At 61.3% G+C, this 23,818-nt stretch carries 23 protein-coding genes and 1 tRNA gene; 17 read left to right on the top strand and 7 right to left on the bottom strand.

Annotated features, from left to right (window positions below):
* Positions 1-106 precede the first annotated feature (106 nt).
* Positions 107-1,414, top strand: a complete 1,308-nt coding sequence (locus tag C5N93_RS18060) for a YihY family inner membrane protein (RefSeq protein WP_242560355.1) — start codon at positions 107-109, stop codon at positions 1,412-1,414.
* A gap of 42 nt (positions 1,415-1,456) precedes the next feature.
* Here the strand turns inward: C5N93_RS18060 and C5N93_RS18065 are convergent, their stop codons facing one another.
* The 3 genes from C5N93_RS18065 to C5N93_RS18075 are packed head-to-tail and all read right to left on the bottom strand — an operon-like array spanning position 1,457 to position 3,956.
* A complete protein-coding gene (locus C5N93_RS18065; RefSeq protein WP_069344390.1) occupies positions 1,457-1,789 on the bottom strand; it encodes an Mpo1-like protein in 333 nt (110 codons plus the stop codon).
* A gap of 38 nt (positions 1,790-1,827) precedes the next feature.
* The gene (locus C5N93_RS18070) at positions 1,828-2,643 is read right to left on the bottom strand and encodes an alpha/beta hydrolase (RefSeq protein WP_242560356.1); all 816 of its coding nucleotides are present in this window, start codon (positions 2,641-2,643) and stop codon (positions 1,828-1,830) included.
* Positions 2,640-3,956: an O-acetylhomoserine aminocarboxypropyltransferase gene (locus tag C5N93_RS18075; protein WP_242560357.1), complete on the bottom strand. Its 1,317-nt coding sequence runs from the start codon at positions 3,954-3,956 to the stop codon at positions 2,640-2,642. The genes C5N93_RS18070 and C5N93_RS18075 overlap by 4 nt, the downstream gene beginning before the upstream one ends.
* Positions 3,957-4,397: 441 nt before the next feature.
* On the opposite strand from C5N93_RS18075, the gene C5N93_RS18080 reads away from it, so the two are divergent.
* Genes C5N93_RS18080 through aroC form a run of 3 tightly spaced genes read left to right on the top strand, consistent with a single transcriptional unit; the run spans position 4,398 to position 7,909 of the window.
* A complete protein-coding gene (locus C5N93_RS18080; RefSeq protein WP_069344393.1) occupies positions 4,398-4,853 on the top strand; it encodes a CBS domain-containing protein in 456 nt (151 codons plus the stop codon).
* The gene (locus tag C5N93_RS18085; RefSeq protein ID WP_242560358.1) at positions 4,850-6,769 is read left to right on the top strand and encodes an MFS transporter; all 1,920 of its coding nucleotides are present in this window, start codon (positions 4,850-4,852) and stop codon (positions 6,767-6,769) included. Before C5N93_RS18080 ends, C5N93_RS18085 begins: the two co-directional genes overlap by 4 nt.
* 36 nt (positions 6,770-6,805) lie before the next feature.
* Positions 6,806-7,909, top strand: a complete 1,104-nt coding sequence (aroC, locus tag C5N93_RS18090; RefSeq protein ID WP_242560359.1) for a chorismate synthase — start codon at positions 6,806-6,808, stop codon at positions 7,907-7,909.
* A gap of 131 nt (positions 7,910-8,040) precedes the next feature.
* On the opposite strand, the gene C5N93_RS18095 is transcribed toward aroC, so the two are convergent.
* Positions 8,041-8,358, bottom strand: coding sequence for an MliC family protein (locus tag C5N93_RS18095; RefSeq protein WP_242560360.1), 318 nt, complete (start codon positions 8,356-8,358; stop codon positions 8,041-8,043).
* 124 nt (positions 8,359-8,482) lie between these two features.
* On the bottom strand, positions 8,483-10,153 hold the full coding sequence (locus C5N93_RS18100) for an electron transfer flavoprotein-ubiquinone oxidoreductase (protein ID WP_242560361.1): 1,671 nt from the start codon (positions 10,151-10,153) through the stop codon (positions 8,483-8,485).
* A gap of 178 nt (positions 10,154-10,331) precedes the next feature.
* Here C5N93_RS18100 and C5N93_RS18105 point away from each other — a divergent pair, with 178 nt between their 5' ends.
* From C5N93_RS18105 to C5N93_RS18115, 3 genes are all read left to right on the top strand, one after another.
* Positions 10,332-11,108, top strand: coding sequence for an SDR family oxidoreductase (locus tag C5N93_RS18105; protein WP_150723278.1), 777 nt, complete (start codon positions 10,332-10,334; stop codon positions 11,106-11,108).
* A 215-nt stretch (positions 11,109-11,323) separates the two neighbouring features.
* Positions 11,324-12,400: a DctP family TRAP transporter solute-binding subunit gene (locus C5N93_RS18110; protein ID WP_242560362.1), complete on the top strand. Its 1,077-nt coding sequence runs from the start codon at positions 11,324-11,326 to the stop codon at positions 12,398-12,400.
* Between the two features lie 202 nt (positions 12,401-12,602).
* Positions 12,603-13,022, top strand: a complete 420-nt coding sequence (locus C5N93_RS18115) for a thioesterase family protein (protein ID WP_139133362.1) — start codon at positions 12,603-12,605, stop codon at positions 13,020-13,022.
* A gap of 45 nt (positions 13,023-13,067) precedes the next feature.
* Here C5N93_RS18115 and C5N93_RS18120 read toward each other — a convergent pair whose 3' ends face one another.
* A complete protein-coding gene (locus C5N93_RS18120) occupies positions 13,068-13,613 on the bottom strand; it encodes a PAS and helix-turn-helix domain-containing protein (RefSeq protein ID WP_242560363.1) in 546 nt (181 codons plus the stop codon).
* Between the two features lie 227 nt (positions 13,614-13,840).
* Here C5N93_RS18120 and C5N93_RS18125 point away from each other — a divergent pair, with 227 nt between their 5' ends.
* A complete protein-coding gene (locus C5N93_RS18125) occupies positions 13,841-14,539 on the top strand; it encodes a CoA transferase subunit A (protein WP_069344402.1) in 699 nt (232 codons plus the stop codon).
* A gap of 23 nt (positions 14,540-14,562) precedes the next feature.
* On the top strand, positions 14,563-15,201 hold the full coding sequence (locus C5N93_RS18130) for a CoA transferase subunit B (RefSeq protein WP_242560364.1): 639 nt from the start codon (positions 14,563-14,565) through the stop codon (positions 15,199-15,201).
* A gap of 224 nt (positions 15,202-15,425) precedes the next feature.
* Here C5N93_RS18130 and C5N93_RS18135 read toward each other — a convergent pair whose 3' ends face one another.
* Positions 15,426-16,217: a 3-hydroxybutyrate dehydrogenase gene (locus C5N93_RS18135; protein WP_242560365.1), complete on the bottom strand. Its 792-nt coding sequence runs from the start codon at positions 16,215-16,217 to the stop codon at positions 15,426-15,428.
* A gap of 174 nt (positions 16,218-16,391) precedes the next feature.
* Here C5N93_RS18135 and C5N93_RS18140 point away from each other — a divergent pair, with 174 nt between their 5' ends.
* The 8 genes from C5N93_RS18140 (at position 16,392) to rplT (ending at position 23,754) form a co-directional block, all read left to right on the top strand.
* Positions 16,392-17,270 carry an alpha/beta hydrolase gene (locus C5N93_RS18140; protein WP_242560366.1) on the top strand — a complete coding sequence of 293 codons (879 nt, stop codon included), beginning with the start codon at positions 16,392-16,394 and terminating at the stop codon, positions 17,268-17,270.
* A gap of 66 nt (positions 17,271-17,336) precedes the next feature.
* A complete protein-coding gene (locus tag C5N93_RS18145; RefSeq protein WP_039397700.1) occupies positions 17,337-17,693 on the top strand; it encodes a RidA family protein in 357 nt (118 codons plus the stop codon).
* Positions 17,694-17,740: 47 nt separating this feature from the next.
* Entirely contained in the window at positions 17,741-20,011 is a 2,271-nt protein-coding gene (locus C5N93_RS18150) for a bifunctional (p)ppGpp synthetase/guanosine-3',5'-bis(diphosphate) 3'-pyrophosphohydrolase (protein ID WP_242560367.1), read from the top strand.
* A gap of 189 nt (positions 20,012-20,200) precedes the next feature.
* Positions 20,201-20,277 (top strand) — tRNA-Val (locus tag C5N93_RS18155).
* A 237-nt stretch (positions 20,278-20,514) separates the two neighbouring features.
* Entirely contained in the window at positions 20,515-22,422 is a 1,908-nt protein-coding gene (gene thrS, locus C5N93_RS18160) for a threonine--tRNA ligase (RefSeq protein WP_069343920.1), read from the top strand.
* Positions 22,423-22,465: 43 nt separating this feature from the next.
* Entirely contained in the window at positions 22,466-22,993 is a 528-nt protein-coding gene (gene infC, locus C5N93_RS18165; protein ID WP_080759394.1) for a translation initiation factor IF-3, read from the top strand.
* A gap of 178 nt (positions 22,994-23,171) precedes the next feature.
* A complete protein-coding gene (gene rpmI / locus C5N93_RS18170; RefSeq protein WP_010806049.1) occupies positions 23,172-23,369 on the top strand; it encodes a 50S ribosomal protein L35 in 198 nt (65 codons plus the stop codon).
* Between the two features lie 25 nt (positions 23,370-23,394).
* Positions 23,395-23,754, top strand: coding sequence for a 50S ribosomal protein L20 (gene rplT / locus C5N93_RS18175; protein ID WP_010806048.1), 360 nt, complete (start codon positions 23,395-23,397; stop codon positions 23,752-23,754).
* The last annotated feature ends 64 nt before the right edge of the window (positions 23,755-23,818 follow it).

The raw sequence follows: 23,818 nt of genomic DNA on the forward strand, positions 1-23,818 counted from the left end.
AAGCGCATCGTTGACGTGCATTCGACGCATGACTCTCCCGCGTTCCCGCGTTCCCACGTTCCCTTGAGCGTGGCGACACGCGCCGGCATTCACTACGGAGCCCGATTTGCTCAAACTGTCCCGCATCAACTGGAATAACGCTCGCCAACTGTTGACGTACGCGCTTGCGCGGGCGCAGGACGACCGGATTCCGCAAGTCGCAGGCAGTCTGACGTTTACTTCGATCCTGTCGATCGTCCCGCTGTTCGCCGTGACGTTCGCGCTGTTCACGGCCTTCCCGATTTTCAATTCGTTTCGCGACGCCTTGCAGGGCTTCCTGCTCGAACATCTGATGCCGGAGAGCGTCAACGCGCAGATCTTCAACTATCTCAATCAGTTCGCGTCGAAGGCAAAAAGCCTGACGGCATTCGGCCTGATCGGTTTGCTGGTCACGGCCGTGTTGACATTGATGACGATCGAATCGGCATTCAACGTGATCTGGCGTGTGCCGCGTCCGCGTCCGCTGGCGCAACGTCTGCTCATCTACTGGAGCCTCCTCACGCTCGGGCCGCTGCTGTTCGGCGTGAGTCTGTCGATCAGTTCGTACGTCTTCAGCCAGTCGATGTCGCTGGTGAGCACACTGCCGCCTGCGGTGGCGTCAATGCTGAGCCTGATTCCGCTGGCGCTCACGAGCGTGGCGTTCATGCTGATGTACGTCTACATGCCGAACTGCAAGGTGGACTGGCGCGATGCGCTGGTCGGCGGTGTGGTGGCGGCGCTGGCATTCGATCTGACCAAGCGCGGTTTCGGCATGTACATCCGTCAATTCCCGACCTACACCGCGGTCTACGGGGCATTTGCAGCGGTGCCGATTTTTCTGCTGTGGATTTACCTGTCGTGGTTGGTGGCACTGCTGGGTGCGACGATCACGTCCGTATTACCGGCGTTGCGGCTCGGACATTTCCAGTATCCGCGCTTCCCGGGCAGCGATCTGCTCGATGGCCTCACGCTCATCCATCTGCTCAATCAGGACCGTGAAACCGGCGGCGGCGGGTTCACGACACAGCAACTGGCGCGCACCATGCGCACGAGTCTGGAGCACGCCAACGACCTGCTTTGTCGGCTCGAGCGCATGGGGTGGGTCGGGCGTCTCACCATGCAGCCTCCCGCCGAGCGATGGCTGCTGTTAGCCAATCCACGCACGACTACGCTTTCCCCGCTGGTGGCCCAACTGGCGCTCAACGTCGACGAACTGGCGCGGCAGATGGAGCGTCACGCGCTCGATGGCGCCCATGTGGCCGACATCCTGCGCGAAGGCAAGTGGGACGTGCCGCTGGCCGACGCCTTGCCGCGCGATCCCTCGGCCAGCGATGCCGATGACGATCGCGACATCATCGATGACGGCGAAGGCGTCGCGGCAGGTCGCGGCAGATAAGGCACGCTCGGATCGCGAACGCGAGGCCCATCCGTCTGCGCGCTAGAGTTTGATGCGGCCCACGCAGATATCGCGAAACATGACCCAGTCGCCCATCAGGCTGTAGATCGGATGGCGGAAGGTGGCTGGGCGGTTTTTTTCGAAGAAGAAGTGACCGACCCATGCGAACGCGTAACCGCATACCACCGCCGCGAGCAGCCACCAGGCATTGCCTGTTACGGCGAATGTCACCAGTAAGGCGATAACACCCCACGAGCCGACGAAGTGCAGACGACGGCAGGTGGCGTTGCGGTGCTCACCGAGATAAAACGGGTAAAAGTCTGCAAACCGGTCAAAGGTTTGCGCCGACGGTGCGGGCTTTTGTTCCTCGGTCATGGCAAGCCTCCTTGTCCTGAATGGCGAAGGTGACGCGCTCAGTCTCGCACGAATCGCTTGAGGGCATCGAGCAAGGCGTCCGGTTGCTCCGTCATGATCGCGTGCCCCGCGTTGACGATCTCCACCGTCACCGGTGCGCCCGCGTTGCGCAAGGCGTCGAGCAACGCCTGTGCCGCGCGCGGCGGTGTCATCTGGTCACGCTGCCCTAACACGGCAAGCACCGGACATTGGATGTTTGCGATCCCCTCCGTACCCAGATCGTACGAATTACAGGCGATGAAATCCGTCAGGAACACCTTCGCCGGATTGCGCTGCGCCACGCGCTCCATCAATCGCTGATTGCCGCCCCACGTCCAGAATCCCGGGCCCGGCGCCGAGGGTTTGGCCGCGAGCGTGCTATGGGACCACGCGTTGACGAGTGCGATGGCCTCGGGCTCGCGTTCTGCGGCGGCCGTGAGTAGCGTGTCGGAGACCTTCATTGGATACGCCGTGCCGACGAGCGCGATGCGCGAGACGCGTTCGGGGTGTCGCGCCGCTGCATCCAGCGCGATCAGCGATCCCATGCTGTGACCGACCCAGACGGCCCGCTCGATGCCGGCGGCATTCAGTACGTCGACCACGCGGTCCGCCATCTCGCCAATGGTTTCGAGGGGCGCCCCGGTGCTTCGATGATGTCCGGGCAGATCGAGGGCGAGTACGTTCATGCCGTGATGCGCGAGGTACCGGCTTTGCAAGCCCCAGACACTGTGATCGTGTTGCGCGCCATGCAGAAAGACGACCGTGGGCTGCGCGGGGTTCATCGCCTTGCCTGCTGTATAGGCATAAAGGTTGTTGCCTGCGATTTCGAAGTTCATCGGCCTTGCCCCTTCGTGGACGTCGTGGACGATTTGACGGCTGCTTTCAGGCCGCGCTTGAGGTCCTGGATCAGGTCGTCGGGGTCTTCGAGTCCAATGGACAGACGCACCGTGCCTTCGCCGATCCCCGCGGCGGCGAGAGCGGCAGCGTCCATGCGGAAGTGTGTCGTGGACGCCGGGTGGATGACCAGCGAGCGGGCATCTCCCACATTTGCCAGATGGGAGAACAGTTGCAACGACTCGATGAACCGCTTGCCGGCTTCACGATCGCCGTTCAGGTTGAAGCTGAAGACCGCGCCGGCGCCGCGAGGCAGCAGTCGCTTGGCCAGCGCGTAGTCCGGGTGCGATGGCAACTCGGGGTAGGCCACACTGGCCACCGCTTCGTGACCCGCCAGAAATTCCACCACACGGCGTGCGTTGTCGACATGTCGCGCCATGCGCAGCGGCAACGTCTCGACACCTTGCAGCAGTTGCCATGCCGCTTGCGGATGCAGGCACGCGCCAAAGTCGCGCAATCCTTCACGACGGGCGCGCAGCAGGAAGGGGGCAACGGAGCTTTCCTCAGCGAAGACCATGCCATGGAAACCGTCGTACGGTTCGGTCAGCTCGGGAAATTTGCCGCTCTTTTCGAAATCGAAGGTTCCGCCGTCGATCAGCACACCCCCGATGGTCGTGCCATGTCCGCCCAGAAACTTGGTCGCCGAGTGATAGACGAAGTCCGCCCCATGTGCGAACGGCTGGATGAGCCACGGCGTAGTGAACGTGCTGTCGACAAGCAGCGGCACACCGGCGTCGTGCGCAATCCCGGCGACTTGCGCGATATTGAGCACATCGAGCCCCGGGTTGCCGAGCGTTTCGCCGAAGAAAAGACGCGTTTCCGGCCGGACCGCGGCGCGCCATGCGTCCAGATCGCCGGGGCGAACGAAGGTCGTTTCGATGCCGAAACGGCGCAGCGTGTAGTGCAGCAGATTATGTGAGCCGCCATAGAGCGCACTTGACGCGACGATGTGCGAGCCCGCCCCCATCAGCGTGGCGATGGCCAGATGCAATGCGGCCTGACCGCTGGCTGTCGCGATGGCCCCGACGCCGTTTTCCAGGGCGGCCATACGCTCTTCGAATACGGCATTGGTCGGGTTGGATATGCGCGAGTACACATGTCCGGCGCGCTCCATATTGAACAGGGCGGCAGCCTGGTCGGCATCGGAGAAAACGAACGACGTGGTCTGGTAAATCGGCGTGGCGCGTGCGCCGGTGGCGGGATCGGGAGCGGCCCCGGCGTGCAGGGCAAGCGTGTCGAAGTGCGGAACTGACATGTCGGAGAGGGCCTCGCTGATGGCGTGAAGTGGGCGCTTGAGTGATGAGCGCTGACCGGGCTGACTCGTGATGCAGGCTTTACGTATACGGCAATGCTAGCACCACCTTCGTGCGCTCCGGCAGCCTTTATCTGGCCCATCAGGGAAATTGCGGTGTTGTCCGATGTCGGGGGTAAGGTGTTGTCTTATCACGGGGGTGGAATCGCCCGAAAACCCGCGCGGAGCGGTCGTGCGAGCGTCTTTCGCCTTTCCTTTTCGGACGCTTTCCGATAGCATCCATCGAACAGGTTTCAATCCCTATTTGACGCGGAGACAACGGGCGTACGCGTCGGTCATCCGTCTCGCAAGCCGAAGTCCGGCGAGGGTGCTTCGTCGCACATCGGCGCGAATTGCCGCGAGGTACCGCGAATTGCCCGAGCAACACAATGAGGAGTGTGTGCCATGCGTGTGTCTGACATTCTGAAAGTAAAGGGCAACACCCTTTTCACCGTGACCCCGGAAACGTCGCTGGCCGATGCCGTCGACACGATGGCGGAGCACGACATCGGTTCGCTGGTCGTCATGGAGTTCGGCGATCTTGTGGGCATGCTCACGTTCCGCGAAATCATCAACACGATCAGCAAGAACGGCGGCACGGTCGGTGGCTCCACGATTCGCAAGATCATGGATGACCATCCGCTCACGTGCACCCCCGAGACCGACGTGAACGAAGTGCGCCGCATGATGCTCGAGCGTCACGCCCGTTATTTGCCCGTCATGGAGAACCGCACGCTCATGGGCGTGATTTCGTTCTACGACGTGGCGCGTGCGGTCGTCGAGGAGCAATCCTTCGAGAACCGCATGCTTAAGGCCTACATTCGCGACTGGCCTGCCGAGGAAGCGGAAAACGCAAAGTGAGTGAGGCCAGTCAGCGCGAGGCTCGCGGCGACGGCCACCAATCACGACTGCTGAGAGAGCGTCGGTTCGCGCCGTTCTTCTGGACGCAGTTTCTGGGCGCGATGAACGACAACGTGTTCAAAATCGCGTTCACGTCGCTCGTCACCTACCACGCATCGCTGTTTCAGGACGTCGACGGCAAGACGGCGGCGTTCCTGATTTCGGCGATCTTCATTGCGCCGTTCCTGCTGTTTTCGGCGACCAGCGGACAGATTGCCGACAAGTGGGACAAGGCGCGTCTGATTCGATTCGTCAAGACGCTGGAAATCGCCATCATGGTCGTGGGGGCAGCGGGTTTCGTCTGGACGAGCGCGCCGCTTCTCTATACCTGCACCTTCCTGATGGGGCTGCATTCGACCCTGTTTGGACCGGTGAAATACGCCTATTTGCCTCAGCATCTCGCCAACCATGAACTGGTCGGAGGGAACGGACTTGTCGAAATGGGCACGTTCGTGGCGATTCTTCTGGGCACGATCATCGGGGGAGAGATGGCGGGCGCAGGGGCAGGCGCGCTGCCCTGGATCGCGGGCGTGTGCATCGGTGTCGCCGTGGTGGGGCGCGTCGTATCGACGTGGGTGCCGCAAACGCCGGCCGCACAACCGGATCTGCGCATCAACTGGAACCCGTTGACCGAGACGTGGCGGAATCTGCGTATTGCGCGTGAGGACCGCGCGGTATTTCAGAGCCTGCTCGGTATTTCCTGGCTCTGGTTTCTCGGTGCAACGTTCCTCGCCTCGTTCTTCAATTTCGCGCGCGACGTCCTCGGCGCGAGTCCCGACGTCGTCACGTTGCTCCTTGCCATGTTCTCCTTGGGCATTGGCGTGGGCTCGCTGTTGTGCGAACGCCTCTCCGGCGGGAAGGTGGAAATCGGGCTGGTGCCGTTCGGCTCGATCGGCATGACGGTCTTTGCCGTCGATCTGTATTTCGCAAGCCGTGGCGGTGCCGCAGGGACGTCGCTGTTGACGGTCGGCGAGTTCATTTCGCGGCCTGCTCACTGGCGTGTGCTGGCGGATCTGTTCTTGCTGGCGATGTTCGGTGGCTTTTACAGCGTGCCGTTGTATGCGCTGATCCAGAGTCGCAGCAAACCGTCGCATCGGGCGCGCATCATCGCGGCCAACAATATTCTCAACGCACTGTTCATGGTCGTGTCCGCGCTCATGGCGATGGCGCTCACCAAGGCCGGGTTCACGATCGATCAGTTGTATCTGGTGACGGGGATCCTCAACGCATTGGTCGCCGTCTATCTGTACACGCTGTTGCCGGAATTCCTGATTCGGTTTGTCATGTGGCTGATGCTTCACACGATCTACCGCATCGATGTCAAAGGGGCCGACCAGATTCCCGATGAGGGGCCCTGCGTGCTCGTGTGCAATCACGTGAGCTTCGCCGACGCGGTCGTCATTGGCGCGTCGATCCGGCGTCCCGTGCGTTTCGTGATGGATCAACGGATTTTTCGCATCCCTGTGCTCTCGTGGTTCTTCCGGACCGTTGGCGCAATTCCGATTGCGCCAGCCCATGAAGATGCGGCCGGACTCGAGCGGGCCTATGAACACATTGCCAAGGCGCTTGAGGCGGGCGAGGTCGTTTGCATCTTCCCCGAGGGCAAGCTGACTGCGTCGGGGGATCTGCAGGTTTTCCGGCAAGGCGTGCAACGCATTATCGAGCGCTCGCCGGTGCCGGTCGTGCCGATGGCATTGCGCGGGCTCTGGGGCAGTTTCTTCTCGCGGCACGGCGGGGCGGCGATGACGCGTCCGTTCAAACGCGGCATTCTGAATCGACTGGAGCTGGTGATCGGTGAACCGGTCGCGCCGGCCCAGGCCACGCCGGAGTCGTTGCGCGACAAGGTGCTCAAGCTGCGCGGCCCCTGGCCGGTATAATAGAGTCTTTCCGTCCCACCCCAACCTGATCCCCGTATGTCTGGCAATACGCTTGGAACCCTGTTTACCGTGACCACTTTCGGCGAATCGCATGGCCCGGCCATCGGCTGTGTCATCGATGGCTGCCCGCCGGGAATGGCGTTGACAGAAGCCGACATTCAGATCGAACTGGATCGCCGACGCCCGGGGACGTCCCGGCACGTCACGCAACGTAACGAGCCGGATGCCGTCGAGATTCTCTCGGGCGTGTTCGAGGGCGTGACGACGGGCACCCCCATCGCCTTGCTTATCCGCAACACGGATCAACGCAGCAAGGACTACGGCAACATCGTCCAGACTTTCCGTCCCGGACATGCCGATTACACCTATTTGCAGAAGTACGGCGTGCGCGATTATCGCGGCGGCGGCCGTTCGTCTGCACGCCTCACGGCACCTGTGGTGGCCGCTGGCGCTGTGGCGAAGAAGTGGCTTGCCGAGCGTTATGGCGTGCAGGTGCGCGGTTGCATGACGCAACTCGGTGAGGTGGAGATTCCGCAGACCGATTGGGCGCAGGTGTCGCAGAACCCGTTCTTTGCGGCCAATGCCGACGTTGTCCCGCAGTTGGAAACGTATATGGACGACTTGCGCAAAGCGGGCGATTCCGTGGGCGCGAAGCTGCGCGTCGTGGCGACCGGGGTGCCGGTCGGCCTGGGCGAGCCGCTGTTCGATCGTCTCGACGCTGACATCGCGCACGCCATGATGGGCCTGAATGCCGTCAAGGGGGTGGAGATCGGCGCAGGCTTTCGCAGCGTGACGCAAAAGGGCTCCGAGCATGGTGACGAACTGACGCCGGAAGGCTTCGTCGGCAACAATGCCGGTGGCATTCTCGGCGGTATTTCGACCGGCCAGGATATCGACGTCTCGATCGCCATCAAGCCGACGTCCAGTATTCGCACGCCGCGTCGATCGATCGATGTGGCAGGGCAACCGTCGACGGTGGAGACGTTCGGCCGTCACGATCCGTGTGTCGGCATTCGTGCGACGCCGATTGCCGAGGCACTGCTGGCGCTCGTGCTGATCGATCATGCGCTGCGTCACCGTGCGCAGTGCGGGGACGTGCACATCGAAACGCCGGTCATTCCTGCGCGCGCACCGGACTAAACCGGATTAATCGAGGCGGAGAACGGACAGGGCTCTTGATGCCTTCGTCGCGTTATCGAGCGCCAAACAAGAACGCCAGACAACAGACTGTCTGGCGTTTTTTTTACGGCTGCATGCGCTGCGCGGTTGAGTCACTCACGGCATTGCGTGATGGGGCGCTCGTCCTTTGCGGTATATAGCGTGCCTTCCGGACCTTTGCTCCACCAGATGAGCGTGCGTCCCACGTGCTTTTCGCCGCTTGCCGCGCGTGCGGGTTTGAGCACTTCGCGCTGCCCCATCCAATAGAGTGTCACGTTGCCGCCGAGATTGTGATCGTCATAGACGACCACCGCGACACGCGAGTTATCGCACAAGTAGCTCACCGTCTTGGCCTGCGCGGCACCTGCCGCAAGCGCGAGCGCGCCGGCCAGTGCCACACCCGAAAGTCTTGAGGAAATGCTCGACATCATGCCCCCTTGCCATTGGCGTTGATTCGAAGTCAATTCGACACTTGCCGTTCGGGCGAGTTGCCCGGGCGACGTCAACGTCGACGTCCAAACAAAAACCGCCGGACGAACCGGCGGCATCACAACATCACATATTCGGGTAGTTCGGCCCGCCGCCACCTTCCGGCGTGACCCACACGATATTCTGCGTCGGGTCCTTGATGTCGCAGGTCTTGCAGTGCACGCAGTTCTGCGCGTTGATCTGCAAGCGCTCCGAATCGTCGTCGTTCTTCACGAATTCATACACGCCTGCCGGGCAATAGCGTTGCTCCGGACCGGCATACTCGCTCAGGTTGATGCCGACGGGCACGCTCGGATCCTTGAGCGTCAGGTGGGCCGGCTGATTCTCTTCATGATTGGTGTTCGAGATGAACACCGAAGAGAGACGATCGAACGTGAGCTTGCCGTCCGGCTTCGGATAGACGATCGGCTGGCATTGCGCGGCCGGCAGAAGCGATTCGTGATCGGCCTTCTTGCGGTGAATCGTCCAGGGCATCTTGCCGCCCAGCAGCTTTTGCTCGATGCCGGTCATCAGTGTGGCGACCGTCAGTCCCTTCTTGAACCACTGCTTGAAGTTGCGGGCCTTGTTCAGCTCTTCATGCAGCCAGGATTGTTCGAACGCGACCGGGTAGGCGCTCAACTCGTCACGCTGACGGTCCGCCGCCAACGCATCGAATGCCGCATCGGCGGCCATCATGCCGCTCTTGATCGCGGCGTGGCTGCCCTTGATGCGGCTCACGTTCAGGAAACCGGCTTCGCAGCCGACCAGCGCGCCACCCTTGAAGACCAGCTTCGGCAAGGCCAGCAGGCCACCGGCCGTAATGGCGCGCGCGCCATACGAGATCCGCTTGCCACCTTCGAGGAAGTGACGGATCGACGGGTGTGTCTTGTAACGCTGGAATTCTTCGAACGGCGACAGATACGGATTGCTGTAGTCCAGACCGACGATGAAGCCGACGGCGACTTGATTATTTGGCAGGTGATAAAGGAACGAGCCGCCATAAGTCTGCGCGTTAAGCGGCCAGCCGGCGGTGTGGATGACGAGGCCTTCCTTATGCTTGGACGGATCGATTTCCCACAATTCCTTGATCCCAAGACCGTAGGCCTGCGGATCGCGGCCATCGTCGAGGTTGAACTTGCGCATCAACTGACGGCCGAGGCTGCCACGTGCCCCTTCCGAGAAGATCGTGTACTTGGCGTGCAACTCCATGCCGAGCTGGAAGTTTTCGGTCGGTTCGCCGTCCTTGCCCACGCCCATGTTGCCGGTCGCCACGCCCATCACCGCGCCGTTCTCGTCGTACAGGATTTCGGCAGCGGGGAAGCCCGGGAAGATTTCGACGCCCAGCGCTTCGGCTTGCTGGCCCAGCCAGCGCACGACATTGCCCAGGCTGATGACGTAGTTCCCATGGTTCTGGAAGCAGGCGGGCAGCAGCCAGGACGGGGTGGCCGTCGCACCGGTTTCGTTCAGGAACAGGAAACGGTCTTCGACCACGGGGGTGTCGAGGGGGGCGCCGAGTTCCTTCCAGTTGGGGATGAGTTCGGTGAGCGCTCGCGGATCCATCACGGCGCCGGAGAGAATATGGGCGCCGATTTCCGAGCCTTTTTCCAGCACGCAAACGGAAATCTCCTTGCCCGCTTCCTGAGCACGTTGCTTCAATCGGATAGCCGTGGACAGGCCGGCCGGACCGCCGCCAACAACGACGACGTCATATTCCATCGACTCCCTCGGGCCGTACTGCTCAAGCAGCTTGGGATCCATTGATGCTCCTGTTATAAACGTTAGAATTCGTGGGTGCGGCCATTTTCCGGGAATGGGGTTCACCTCGCAACCGCATATTAATAGCACGATCGTTCGGTTTGGTAGGTAGGAAGCTCTAGCGGCGGGCCTTGCGGCAACGCCGTAGTTCAATGCGGGTCCAGGCATGAGGGAGAACAAGATGGGTCGTTCGCTGAATCTGGAGGGCAAAGTCGCCATGGTCACGGGGGCGTCGAGCGGGCTTGGCATGCAGTTCGCCAAGGTGCTGGCGCAGGCGGGGGCCAAAGTCGTGCTGGCCAGCCGCCGCGTGGAGCGGCTCAAGGAGTTGCGGGCGGAAATCGAGGCGCAGGGCGGCGCTGCCCATGTCGTGCCGCTCGATGTGACCGATTACGACAGCATTCGCGCGGGCGTCGCTCACGCGGAGACCGAAGCCGGGGCCATCGATATCCTGATCAATAATTCCGGGGTGTCGACACAGCAGAAGCTGGTCGATGTCACGCCGCAGGACTATGACTACGTCGTCGACACGAACACTCGCGGTGCGTTCTTCGTCGCACAGGAAGTCGCCAAGCGCATGATCCGCCGCAGCAAGGGGGATCCGCAGCGACAGCATCGAATTATCAATGTGGCGTCGGTGGCCGGGCAGCGGGCGATATCCATGCTAGGCGTCTACTGCATGAGCAAAGCGGCGGTCATTCACATGACGCGCTCGATGGCGCTCGAATGGGGGCGCTTCAACATCAATGTGAATGCGCTGTGCCCGGGCTATATCGATACCGAAATCAATCACGATCATTGGCAGACGGAAGCCGGGCGCAAACTGATTCAGATGTTGCCGCGTCAGCGAGTGGGTGAGCCGGGCGATCTCGATGGGCTGATTCTGCTTCTGGCTTCAGACGATTCCCGATTTATCAACGGCTCCATCATGACCATCGACGACGGTCTGGCCATCGGCTGAGAGGGTGAAGACAGGCCGGGCGGGCCGATGGCGGCGCCCGATCCGCGCCGATGGCGAAACGATTTTCCCGATTGCGCAGGCCAGTCGCCATGCGGCAATCGGGGATTGTCCGAGGCAGTCAGCTTCATGACGACGAGCGCATAATTTCGGGACGTTTACGGGAATCGCGAATGGCGTCGTGTTGACGTCGGATCCCGAATCATCTCGAGGACAACATGCGTAATCAAGGCTGGCGGGGGCTCGTCGGAGTCGCGCTTGCCCTCGCCGCAATCGCGCTGCCGGTGGCCGCGCAACCTTACAAGGCCGAATACACGCTGTCGATCGTGCCCGATACGGGCACGCCCTGGGGCAAAGGCACCCAACTCTGGGCGGACATGGTGCGCGAACGGACTCACGGGCGCATCAACATTCGACTGCATCCCAACGCCACGCTCATGGGCGGCGACCAGACGCGCGAGTTCACGGCGTTGCGTCAGGGGGTCATCGACATGGCCGTGGGGTCGACGATCAACTGGTCGTCGGCCATTCCGGAGTTCAATGTTTTCTCGCTACCGTTCCTGCTGCGCGGCTATCGTTCCGTCGACGCGCTGACGCAGGGCGACGTCGGGCGCGAGCTGTTTCGTCGCGTGGAAGAGCAGGGCGTCGTGCCGCTTGCGTGGGGGGAAAACGGCTTTCGCCAACTGAGTAATTCGCGGCGTGCGATCCGATCGCCTGACGATATGCGCGGGCTGCGTTTCCGTGTGGTGGGGTCCCTGCTGTTCAACGACATTTTCACGGCATTGGGCGCGGCACCGACCCAGATGACGTGGGGCGAGGCGATTCGCGCGCTGCGCGCGCGCAAGATCGATGGTCAGGAAAATCCGATCACGATTTTCAACAACGCCAAGCTCGATACGGCCGGGCAACGCTACATCACGATGTGGGATTACGTGGCCGACCCGATCGTCTTCGTGGTCAACCGGCAGGTCTGGGATAGCTGGTCACCGCAGGATCGCGACATCGTACGCGACGCAGCCATGGAGGCGGCACGCTTCGAAGTGACGCTCGCTCGCGAGGATCTGCTGAGCACCGGGCAGGGCATGTGGGATGAACTGGAGGCGCGCGGCGTGAAGGTCACCCGATTGACGCCCGAGCAGCGTCAGCGCTTTGTCGATGCAACGCGTCCGGTCTATGCCAAGTGGAAGGCGCTCGTCGGGCGGGATCTGGTCGAAAAGGCGGAAGCAGCGGTCAAGGACGATTCGATGGCCAGCAAGCCGCAGACCCCGGCCCAGACTGGCGGCGTTCGCAAGTAGCACTCACGGCTTCGGGCCAATCCCGCGCTGCCGCTTCGGAATCTTCCGAGGCGGCGCTCTCCAGCAATTCTGAAAAGACGCCTTCTCAAAGCCAATCCCCATGGCGTGATGCGCGCCGCCCGGGCCGAGGCGCTACACTTCATTCTCATGACGCCTTGTCATTTCTCGGCAAGGCGCTGTTTTCGATCATGAGGAATTTGCAGTGTCGTCAGAGTTCAAGGAAGTCTTCCGAATGAGCATGCCCATTCGCTGGGGCGATATGGATGCTTTCGGGCATGTCAACAACACCGTGTACTTCCGCTACATGGAGCAGGTGCGTATTTCGTGGCTGGAGACGCTGGATATCGCGTCGGAAGAGCGTGAGACGGGAGAGGGGCCGGTCATCGTCAACGCGAATATGACGTTTCTGCGTCAGTTGCGTTACCCGGGCGATATCGATTGCCGCATGTTCATCGGTGAACCCGGGCGCAGCAGTGTCGATACGCGCTTCGAACTGCGCCGCGCCGATCTGCCCGACGTCCTCGTCGCCGAGGGCGGCGCCAAGATCGTATGGGTGAACTATCAGGCCGAGAAGTCGGTGCCGCTGCCGCAGGCCGTACGGACGTTGTTTGCCGGGGAGTAATGTTCCCGCCCTCTCCACCCCCGTGATGCACGGGGGAGATTGGGGTTAGTTGCCGAGCAGGCGCTGGACAAGTTCGGTCGCCGTGCCGGCGCCGTATTTTTGCATCAGGCGCGCCCGGTAAATGTCGACGGTGCGCGGGCTGATCTCGAGGATCTTGCCGATCTGTTTGCTCGTCTTGCCTTGCACGAGTTGCGCGGCGATTTCGCGCTCACGGGCGGTCAGGGCGACGGCGACGCGTCGCGTGGCCGAAATGTCCTCGAAAGTCCACAAACCGGCGGCGTGCGGATCGTTCACGTCGAGTGAGCGGCCGGTGACATGGCACCAGAACAGCTCGCCGTTAGCGCGACGCATGATGCGCTCGTCCGAATAGACGCCCTGTGTGCTCATGATGGGAGGAATGCGCTCGCCGATGCGCTCGAACTCTTTGGGCGACGGATACAACACCTGAAAGGATTGGCCGATCAGTGTTTCGTGGTCGTAACCGAAAATCTTGCCGAGCTGGCGGTTGCAGTCTTCGATGATGCGCTGGCGTGAGATGACCAGACCCACTGGTGCGATGTGAAAGGCTGTCTGGTAGTCGAACGTCGGCATGGGGGAAGTACGATCCGGTCGGTCACACGTGCGGCTTCGCCGCGTGTTGCGGCGCGGCGCGCGGGAAGATATGTAATTTCACGTATTGTGCCCCATTTGCGCGGCACCGTAAGCTCTGTGGTTGCATGAGGCGCGTGGACGGTGGCATTTCGAGGGTTCGCGCGAGTCTCGCAACGCGTGAGAGCGCGGCATAATTTCAATTCTCAACCGAGGGAAAGGGACAAACGATGAACAAGGTATACGCCAGCGCCAAGGAGGCGCTCGCCGGTGTCGTCGCAGACGGGCAAACGCTCGCCGTCGGTGGCTTCGGCCTGTGTGGCATTCCGGAGGCCCTGATCGCCGCGCTGCGCGACTCGGGCGTCAAGGGGCTCACCTGCATCAGCAACAATGCCGGCGTCGATGGTTTTGGCCTCGGTCTGCTTCTCGAGACGCGTCAGATCAAGAAGATGATTTCGTCGTACGTGGGCGAGAACAAGGAATTCGAGCGCCAGTATCTGGCGGGCGAACTCGAGCTTGAATTCACGCCGCAAGGCACGCTGGCCGAGAAGCTGCGCGCCGGTGGTGCGGGCATTCCGGCGTTCTTTACGAAGACCGGTGTGGGTACTGTCGTGGCCGAAGGGAAGGACACGCGCGAGTTCGACGGCGAGACGTACATCATGGAGCGCTCGCTGCGCGCCGACGTCGCGCTGGTGAAAGCGGCCAAGGCCGATCGCGCCGGCAACCTGGTGTTCAATCGCACTGCCCGTAACTTCAACCCGATGGCTGCCATGGCCGGCAAGATCACGATCGTCGAAGTCGAGGAACTGGTGGAAACCGGTTCGATCGATCCGGACGACGTGCACCTGCCGGGGATCTTCGTTCAACGCATCGTGCTGAACGCGCATCCGGAAAAACGCATCGAACAGCGCACGGTACGTGCCAAGTAAGCGCCGAGATCAAGGAGATAACCATGGCATGGAATCGTGATGAAATGGCGGCTCGCGCGGCGCGTGAGCTTGAAGATGGCTTCTACGTGAACCTCGGTATCGGCTTGCCCACACTGGTGGCGAACCATGTGCCGGATGGTATGGAAGTCTGGCTGCAATCGGAAAACGGTCTGCTCGGTATCGGCCCGTTCCCGACGGAAGACGAGGTCGACGCCGACATGATCAACGCGGGCAAGCAGACGGTGACGACGCTGGCCGGTTCGTCGATCTTCTCGTCGGCCGACTCGTTTGCGATGATTCGCGGCGGTCACATCAATCTGGCAATTCTCGGGGCGATGCAGGTCAGCGAAAAGGGTGATCTCGCCAACTGGATGATCCCGGGCAAGATGATCAAGGGGATGGGCGGCGCGATGGATCTCGTCGCTGGCGTTGGCCGCGTGGTCGTGCTCATGGAGCACGTTGCCAAGGGCGATGCCCACAAGATTCTCAAGGCTTGCGATCTGCCGTTGACGGGTGTGGGTGTGGTCAACCGCATCATTACCGATCTGGGCGTGATCGATGTGACGCCGGAGGGTCTGAAGGTGGCCGAGCTGGCACCGGGCGTGACGAAGGAAGAAATCTCGCAGAAGACCGGCGCGCCGCTCGACACGAGCGCTGTCTGACGTTGGACGAAGCACTGCGCACGCTCGGCGGGAGTTGGCCGTTGAGCAGGTCGCAGCGCGCGATTGACGACGGGTGGGTTGCCGCGGCCGTTGAACCCGGCGGCCTGTGCGAGTAGGAAGTTGGTTCGTCAAATGCAAAACGGGCGGGGATATCCCCGCCCGTTTTGTTTTTCAGATGTCGCCAATCTATAGCGTCGACTTATAGCGCCGACAGTATCGCAGACTCATTGCGAGACCCAGCCGCCGTCCATGTTCCACGCGGCGCCACGCACCTGCGCCGCGGCTTCGCTGCACAGGAAGACCGCAAGGGCGCCAAGTTGTTCGGGGGTAACAAACTCACCCGACGGCTGTTTCTCGCCAAGCAGCGAGCGCTTCGCTTCGTCGCCGGAGAGCTTGTCCCGTGCCGCGCGATCGTCCACCTGCTTCTGCACGAGCGGGGTGAGGACAAATCCCGGGCAAATGGCGTTTGCCGTCACGCCGGTCTGTGCGTTTTCCAGCGCCGTGACCTTGGTCAGGCCGACAATGCCGTGCTTGGCTGCCACATACGCTGATTTGCCAGCCGATCCGACAAGACCGTGCACCGACGCAATGTTGATGATGCGTCCCCAGTTGCGGGTACGCATGCCGGGCAATGCAAGTCGCGTGGTGTGAAAGGCGGACGTCAGGTTGATGGCAATGATCGCGTCCCATTTGTCCGTCGGAAAATCCTGAATTTCGGCGACGTGCTGAATGCCCGCGTTGTTCACCAGAATGTCCACGCCGCCGAACTCGGATTCGGCGTATTGCATCATCGCCTCGATCTCGCTGGCGCGGCTCATGTCCGCACCGTGATAGCCGACCTGCGTGCCCGTGTGGCCGGCCTTGGCCGCTGCGGCGGTGATGGCGGCGCGCGCCGCGTCGGCATCGCCGAAGCCGTTCGTGATGAGCGTGGCGCCCTGTGCGGCAAGCGCTTGTGCCATGCCCAGACCGATGCCGCTGGTCGAGCCGGTCACGAGGGCGATTTTTCCTTTCAGCATTGCATGGTCTCCGTGCGGGAGTAGGGGGGGAAGAAGCTGCATTCGATGAGTGCGTTCAATGAGTGCGGCCGCAGGGTGCGGCGCAGTGCGACTCATGAGTGACCTCATTCTAGCTTACGGTTCGCGGCAAGCGCGGTAGAATTCGGGTCTGGAAACCGATCCGATGAGCCTGTCATGCCGAGCCACGTGCCGCGTCTATCGAACGTTCAGTGTCTGAGTCCTTCCGGGTTGCATCGCATGGCCTACGCGGAATGGGGCGACCCTGACAATCCCCGGGTATTGGTCTGCGTCCACGGCCTCACGCGATGTGGCCGCGATTTTGACGCGCTGGCGAAGGTGTTTGCGAACGACTACCGTGTGGTGTGTCCCGATGTCGTGGGGCGCGGGCAGTCGTCCTGGCTGGCGAATCCCGCAGGCTACGTCGTGCCGCAATACGTGTCGGACATGGTGACGCTGATTGCGCGTCTCGGTGTGGCGACGGTGGACTGGTTCGGTACATCGATGGGCGGGCTCATCGCCATGGGGCTCGCGGGACTGCCGGACACGCCGATTCGCAACTTGTTGCTCAATGACGTGGGGCCTCATATCGATGCGGCGGCACTCGCACGCATCGGTCAATATGTCGGCATTCCGAAGCGTTTTGCTAGCTTGGACGAAGGCGCCGATTATCTCTGGTCGATTTCGTCGGCGTTCGGGCCGCATACGCGAGAGGAGTGGCTTGGTCTTAGCGAACCGCTGCTCAAGGCCGATGGCGACGGTTATGTGCTGCGTTACGATCCGTCCATCGGCGCGGCATTCGCGGCAATTCCGCCCGAAGCCATTGCGGCTGGCGAGGCCATGCTCTGGGCGTCGCTGGCGGCGTTCCCGGGCCGCACGCTGGTCGTGCGGGGTGAGCAGTCGGATCTGCTCTCACGTACGACGCAAGAACAGATGCTGGCGCACGCGCAACACGCGCGCGCCGTGGAAATCCCCGGCGTGGGTCACGCGCCGACATTCGTGCATGCGGATCAAATCGAGATCGCGCGCCGGTTTTTTGAGGGGTATGCCGACTGATGCTCGCCTTGGCGGCGACGTGCGGTGGCTTATCCGAAGTCAGAAGAACACGAGGAGTTTTACATCATGGCAGTACAACGTTTTTACGTCGAAAAGCGCTGGTCGGACATGGCCGTGCACAATGGCACCGTTTATCTGGCCGGTCAGACCCCCGATGACCGCTCGCAGGACATGGCCGGTCAGACGCGTCAGGTCCTCGCGCATATCGACCGTCTGCTCGGCGAGGCCAACAGCGACAAGTCGCTGATTCTGTCCTGCCAGATTTTCATCTCGGACATGAAGTACTTCGGTGAAATGAACCAGGTGTGGGACGAGTGGGTGCCGGCCGGTAACGCTCCCCCGCGCGCCACGGTGCAGGCATTGCTCGCCGATCCTGCCATGCTTGTTGAAATCGTGGTCGTGGCCGCCCAGCGCGAAAGCTGAGTGCGCGACCCGCAATATCCGGGGCGCTGGTCGCCCCGCGTTCCGACATGAACCAACACCAAGCACCGACATCTACAGGGTCGCCCTCGACGCCGGGTGTGGGTGATGCACCTTTGCCCGCCACGCTCGACGACGCCCTCGCGTTCGCCGCGACGCTGTGCGGCGAGAACGTGCTTTCGTCCGGCGAGCCGATCATGGCGCATGCGCGCGGCATGATCGCGATTCTCGACACGCTGCGTGTCGACGAGGCGACGCATCAGGCAGCGGCGCTGTTCTCTGCCGTCGAATTTCTCCCGGATCCGCAAACCACACTGACGCAGAAGTTTGGCGCGGAAGTGGCTGCGCTCGTGATCGATGTGCGCAAGCTGCAACGTCTGTCCGGCGCGGGCGCCCGCGCTGCGCAGGCGATGCCGTCCGATGGGCGCGATCGCGACGCGTCGGCGGAGCGCAAGTCGCAGGTCGAAGGCTTGCGCAAGATGCTGCTGGCATTTGCTCAGGACATCCGTGTCGTGATGATCCGGCTGGCGTCGCGTCTGCAATCGCTGCGCTGGTATGCCGCCGAAAAGAAGGCGCCGCCGGAGGACATGCCGCACGAGGTGCTTGAGATCTATGCGCCGCTGGCGAACCGTCTTGGTATCTGGCAACTGAAGTGGGAACTCGAAGATCTCGCGTTCCGCTTTCTGGAGCCGGTGACCTACAAGCAGATCGCCAAGCTGCTGGAGGAAAAGCGCGTCGAGCGGCAGACGTTCATCGAAGGAGCGATTCAGCGTCTTCAGGATGAACTGGCGCGCGCCGAAGTGAAGGCCGAGGTGTCGGGGCGGCCCAAGCACATCTACAGCATCTGGAAGAAGATGCGCGGCAAGGCGGTCGATTTTGCCGAGCTTTACGATGTGCGGGCGTTTCGCGTGATCGTCGAAGACATCAAGGATTGCTACACGGTGCTGGGCATCGTCCATAACCTGTGGCAGCCGATTCCGAAAGAGTTCGACGATTACATCTCGCGGCCGAAACCCAACGGCTACAAGTCGTTGCATACGGTAGTGATTGGTGACGACGGGCGGGCGTTCGAGGTGCAGATCCGGACGCACGAAATGCACCACTTTGCCGAGTACGGCATCGCGGCGCACTGGCGCTACAAGGAAGCCGGGCAGCGCGGTTATGGCGGCGCGTTTTCGGCGAACGAGGCCTACGACGAGAAGATCGCGTGGCTGCGTCAATTGCTCGCATGGAAGGACGATGTTGCCGATACCGTCGGTGCCGAAGGCGCGGTGCAGCCGTGGGAGCAGCTCAAGCGGGCGACCATCGACGACCACATCTATGTGCTGACGCCGCAGGCGCGTGTCATTTCGTTGCCGCAAGGCGCGACGCCGGTCGACTTTGCCTATCACCTGCATTCGGAGCTGGGGCATCGCTGCCGTGGCGCTCGAGTGGATGGCGCGATGGTGCCGCTCAATACGCCGCTGCAAAACGGGCAAACGGTCGAGATCGTCACGGTCAAGCAGGGTGGGCCGTCGCGGGATTGGCTCAATTCGCAGCTAGGGTATTTGCAGAGCCATCGTGCGCGTCAGAAGGTGCGGCAGTGGTTCAATGCGATCGACCTCGAAGAGACGATCGCGCAGGGCCGTACGCTGGTCGACAAGACGTTGCAGCGCGAAGGCAAGACGTCCGTCAATCTCGAGGAACTGGCAGCGCGTCTCGGTTTTCGTACGCCGGACGATCTTTACGCGTCCATCGCGAAGGACGAGTTCAGTCTGCGTCACGTGGAGCAGGCGTTGTCCGGCAACTTGCCGGGGCCGGAGCCGCGTGACGAAGACACGCTCGTTGCCAAGAAGAGTCTCGACACGAGCGTGGCGCAGGGCGCGAAGAGCGGTGTGCTGGTGGTCGGCGTGGGCGCGTTGCTCACGCAATTGGCGAAGTGCTGCCGCCCCGCGCCGCCCGATCCGATCGTCGGGTTCGTCACGCGCGGCAAGGGCGTGTCGATTCACCGGCAGGACTGCCATAGTTTCCAGGCGATGAAGGCGCGTTCGCCGGAGCGTGTGATTCAGACGGCCTGGTCGTCCGATGTGCTGGAAGGGCGTGGTGTGGCCGCGTATCCGGTTGATATTCAGATCGAGGCGACCGACCGTCAGGGGTTGCTGCGGGATATCTCCGAAGTGTTTTCTCGGGAAAAGCTCAATGTGACAGGCGTCAGCACGCAATCTCGCGGGGCGCAGGCATTCATGCAATTCACCGTGGAAGTGCGCGATGGCGGTCAGTTGCAGCGTGCGCTGGCGCAACTGACCGGGGTGACGGGTGTGGTGTCGTCGCGCCGACGTTAAGCGATAAGCGACAAGTCGTCGCGGGGTGGCTCGGTCGGCGGTTTTGACGGCCGATCGAGCCGTTTCAAGAGCTTGACCTTGCGATGCAACAACGCGTGAAAGCCTTGTTTGATGCGGTTTTCGATCGGCAGGCACAATAATCGCTTGGCGATGTGACGAAACCTTGCTAGAATCTCGTTCTCTTGCAGTAGGCTCGTAGCTCAGTTGGTTAGAGCACCACCTTGACATGGTGGGGGTCGTTGGTTCGAATCCAATCGAGCCTACCAACGAAATTTAATGCATTACAGTCCGCGAAACCCCGCAGACACAGGCGCTGGAAAACACTCATGTTGAAGACTGCCCGAACTTTCACAGTGGTGAAGGTGCGACGTTAAGTCGAGGGTGTTTTTCGTCTGGATGCAAGGAATGAAGAGACGGCCTCGACGACAGTCGAGGCCGTTTTTTTTCGTGGTTTGCCGCGTGGCGTGGGCCGCGCGTGACGTTTTTGCGCATGGGAGTGCGACATGATTTCGGTACGTTTGCCTGACGGTTCGCAACGCCAGTACGAAGCCCCGCTCACGGTGGCGCAAGTGGCCGGCTCGATCGGCACGGGGCTGGCCAAGGCGGCCCTCGCAGGTCGCGTCGACGGCAAGCTGGTCGACACGTCTTATCTGATCGATCGCGACGTGAGTCTCGCCATCGTCACGGATAAGGATGCCGACGGCCTGGACATCATTCGTCACTCGACGGCTCACTTGCTGGCATATGCCGTCAAGGAGTTGTTCCCCGAGGCGCAGGTCACGATCGGTCCGGTCATCGACAACGGCTTCTACTACGACTTCTCGTTCCACCGTGCTTTCACGCCGGAAGACCTCGAAGCCATCGAGAAGAAGATGCATGAGCTCGCCAAGAAGGACGAGCCCGTCACGCGCGAAGTGATGTCGCGCGACGACGCCGTGCGTCTGTTCATGTCGATGGGCGAGAAGTACAAGGCGGAGATCATCGAATCGATTCCGGCAACGGATGAGATCGGCCTGTATCGCGAAGGCAAGTTCGTCGACCTGTGCCGTGGTCCGCACGTGCCGTCGACGGGCAAGCTCAAGGTCTTCAAGCTGATGAAGGTCGCCGGCGCCTACTGGCGTGGCGATGCGAAGAACGAGCAGTTGCAGCGTATCTATGGCACGGCCTGGACGAAGAAGGAAGACCAGGACGCGTATCTGCATATGCTCGAAGAGGCGGAAAAGCGCGATCACCGCAAACTCGGCCGTGCGCTGGACTTCTTCCATATGCAGGAAGAGGCGCCCGGTCTCATCTTCTGGCACCCGAAGGGCTGGACGCTCTGGCAGCAGGTCGAGCAGTACATGCGCCGCGTCTATCGCAACAACGGCTATCAGGAAGTGAAGGGGCCGCAGATTCTCGACCGCTCGCTCTGGGAAAAGTCGGGGCACTGGGAGAACTACAAGGACAACATGTTCACGACGGAGTCGGAGAATCGCGCTTACGCGCTGAAGCCGATGAACTGTCCTGGGCACGTTCTGATTTTCAATTCGGCGCTGCATAGCTACCGCGATCTGCCGCTGCGCTACGGCGAGTTCGGGCAATGCCATCGCAACGAGCCGTCGGGCGGTTTGCACGGACTGATGCGCGTGCGCGGGTTCACGCAGGACGACGGTCACATTTTCTGCACGGAAGACCAGATCCTTGATGAGTGCGTGAACTACACGGCGCTGTTGCATGCCGTCTACAAGGATTTCGGCTTTACGGACATGATCTACAAGGTCGCTACGCGCCCTGAGCATCGTGTCGGTTCCGACGAGAACTGGGATAAGGCCGAATTTGCGTTGATGGAATCGCTGCGCCGTTCGGGCTGCGAATTCGAGATCGCCGAGGGCGACGGGGCGTTTTACGGTCCGAAGATCGAATACACGCTCAAGGACGCGCTGGGCCGTCAGTGGCAGTGTGGCACGATGCAGGTCGACTTCTCGATGCCTGAGCGTCTCGACGCCGAGTACGTCGCCGAGGACAACAGCCGCAAGCGCCCCGTCATGCTTCACCGCGCGATCCTGGGATCGCTCGAGCGTTTCATCGGTATTCTGATCGAGCACCATGCTGGTGCATTGCCGGTCTGGCTCGCGCCGGAGCAGGTGATCGTGATGAATGTCTCGGAAAAAACGGCCGATTACGCTCAGGAAGTGACGAAAAAGTTGAAAGAACAAGGGCTTAGGGCTCGCAGCGATTTGCGCAACGAGAAAATTAGCTATAAAATACGCGAGCACTCCTTGCAGAAAGTTCCCTATCTCATCGTGGTAGGGGATAAAGAGCAGGAGGGGAATACGGTAGCCGTGCGTGCCCGTGGCGGCGTGGATCTGGGTGTGATGCCCGTTGACGCGCTCATCGAACGTCTTGCGCAGGATTGCGCATCGTTCCAATAACGCCTGTCGGACAGCGCGGCTAAATTTTTGACTTTTTTCGAGGATAAGCAACATCGCTACCGATAAGTCGCATCGCATCAACGGCGAAATCACTGCGCCCGAAGTGCGTCTAAATGGCGTCGACAACGAGCCGCTCGGCATTGTGAAACTGGCAGAAGCTTTCCGTCTGTCCGAAGAGGCTGATGTCGATCTGGTGGAAATTGCACCGACCGCGAATCCGCCGGTTTGCCGTCTGATGGACTACGGCAAATTCAAGTATTCGGAACAGAAGAAAGCGCACGAGAACAAGCTGAAGCAGAAGGTTGTCCAGATCAAGGAAGTCAAATTCCGTCCTGGCACCGACGACGGTGACTACAACGTCAAGCTGCGCAATCTGAAGCGTTTCCTCGAAGACGGCGACAAGACCAAGATCACGCTGCGTTTCCGCGGTCGTGAGATGGCTCACCAGGAAATCGGTGCTCGTATGCTGGAACGTCTGAAGTCCGATCTCGAAGAGTTCGGCCAGCCGGAACAGATGCCGAAGATGGAAGGCCGTCAGATGATCATGGTCATCGCGCCGAAGAAGAAATAAGGCCATGGCGGTGCCGAGTGGCGCCGTCAGGCGGTAAGGAATTGCCACTGTAGTCCGCAAGGACCGCAGCAGCGATGCAGGGTGCAGTCAGACCCTGAAAATAAGTGGTCCCAGGTCCTGAAAGGGGCGCGATTTTGGCGTCACACCTGTGATCATGTTAAAAACCCTGGAGTTTTTCATGCCCAAGATGAAAACCAAGAGCGGTGCCAAGAAGCGCTTTCGCGTGCGTCCTGGCGGTACCGTTAAGCGTGGTCAGGCCTTCAAGCGTCACATTTTGACGAAGAAGACCACCAAGAATAAGCGTCACCTGCGCGGTGCCGTCGGCGTTCATGAGTCTGATCTGAACTCCGTACGCGCAATGCTGCCCTTCGCTTAAACCCCGACTTAGATAGGAGAGAAACATGCCTCGAGTCAAACGTGGGGTCACCGCACGGGCCCGCCATAAGAAAGTCATCGCAGCAGCCAAGGGTTTCCGCGGCCGCCGCAATAACGTCTTCCGCATCGCCAAGCAAGCGGTCATGCGCGCTGGGCAATACGCCTATCGCGATCGCCGTAACAAGAAGCGTGTGTTCCGCGCTTTGTGGATTGCGCGTATCAATGCAGGTGTGCGTCAGCACGGTATGACCTACAGCGTGTTCATCGCTGGTCTGAAGAAGGCCTCGATCGAACTCGACCGCAAGGTGCTGTCCGACATGGCCATCAACGACAAGCCGGCATTTGCCGCGATTGTCGCCCAGGTGAAAGCCGCCGTCGCAGCCTAAGCTGTAGTTAGCGTATAGCGCGTTTTATCGCGCGCCATTCGCCAGGAGGGGGCTCTCATCGGAG

The organism is Pandoraea sp. LA3 (genome assembly GCF_022696215.1).
GTDB classification, from domain to species: Bacteria; Pseudomonadota; Gammaproteobacteria; order Burkholderiales; family Burkholderiaceae; genus Pandoraea; species Pandoraea capi.

Coding starts and splice junctions, on each gene's coding strand:
- C5N93_RS18065 (WP_069344390.1), bottom strand. CDS start 1,789: ATGACCGAGGAACAAAAGCCCGCACCGTCGGCGCAAACCTTTGACCGG.
- C5N93_RS18070 (WP_242560356.1), bottom strand. CDS start 2,643: ATGAACTTCGAAATCGCAGGCAACAACCTTTATGCCTATACAGCAGGC.
- C5N93_RS18075 (WP_242560357.1), bottom strand. CDS start 3,956: ATGTCAGTTCCGCACTTCGACACGCTTGCCCTGCACGCCGGGGCCGCT.
- C5N93_RS18080 (WP_069344393.1), top strand. CDS start 4,398: ATGCGTGTGTCTGACATTCTGAAAGTAAAGGGCAACACCCTTTTCACC.
- aroC (WP_242560359.1), top strand. CDS start 6,806: ATGTCTGGCAATACGCTTGGAACCCTGTTTACCGTGACCACTTTCGGC.
- C5N93_RS18095 (WP_242560360.1), bottom strand. CDS start 8,358: ATGATGTCGAGCATTTCCTCAAGACTTTCGGGTGTGGCACTGGCCGGC.
- C5N93_RS18100 (WP_242560361.1), bottom strand. CDS start 10,153: ATGGATCCCAAGCTGCTTGAGCAGTACGGCCCGAGGGAGTCGATGGAA.
- C5N93_RS18105 (WP_150723278.1), top strand. CDS start 10,332: ATGGGTCGTTCGCTGAATCTGGAGGGCAAAGTCGCCATGGTCACGGGG.
- C5N93_RS18110 (WP_242560362.1), top strand. CDS start 11,324: ATGCGTAATCAAGGCTGGCGGGGGCTCGTCGGAGTCGCGCTTGCCCTC.
- C5N93_RS18120 (WP_242560363.1), bottom strand. CDS start 13,613: ATGCCGACGTTCGACTACCAGACAGCCTTTCACATCGCACCAGTGGGT.
- C5N93_RS18125 (WP_069344402.1), top strand. CDS start 13,841: ATGAACAAGGTATACGCCAGCGCCAAGGAGGCGCTCGCCGGTGTCGTC.
- C5N93_RS18130 (WP_242560364.1), top strand. CDS start 14,563: ATGGCATGGAATCGTGATGAAATGGCGGCTCGCGCGGCGCGTGAGCTT.
- C5N93_RS18135 (WP_242560365.1), bottom strand. CDS start 16,217: ATGCTGAAAGGAAAAATCGCCCTCGTGACCGGCTCGACCAGCGGCATC.
- C5N93_RS18140 (WP_242560366.1), top strand. CDS start 16,392: ATGCCGAGCCACGTGCCGCGTCTATCGAACGTTCAGTGTCTGAGTCCT.
- C5N93_RS18145 (WP_039397700.1), top strand. CDS start 17,337: ATGGCAGTACAACGTTTTTACGTCGAAAAGCGCTGGTCGGACATGGCC.
- C5N93_RS18150 (WP_242560367.1), top strand. CDS start 17,741: ATGAACCAACACCAAGCACCGACATCTACAGGGTCGCCCTCGACGCCG.
- thrS (WP_069343920.1), top strand. CDS start 20,515: ATGATTTCGGTACGTTTGCCTGACGGTTCGCAACGCCAGTACGAAGCC.
- rpmI (WP_010806049.1), top strand. CDS start 23,172: ATGCCCAAGATGAAAACCAAGAGCGGTGCCAAGAAGCGCTTTCGCGTG.
- rplT (WP_010806048.1), top strand. CDS start 23,395: ATGCCTCGAGTCAAACGTGGGGTCACCGCACGGGCCCGCCATAAGAAA.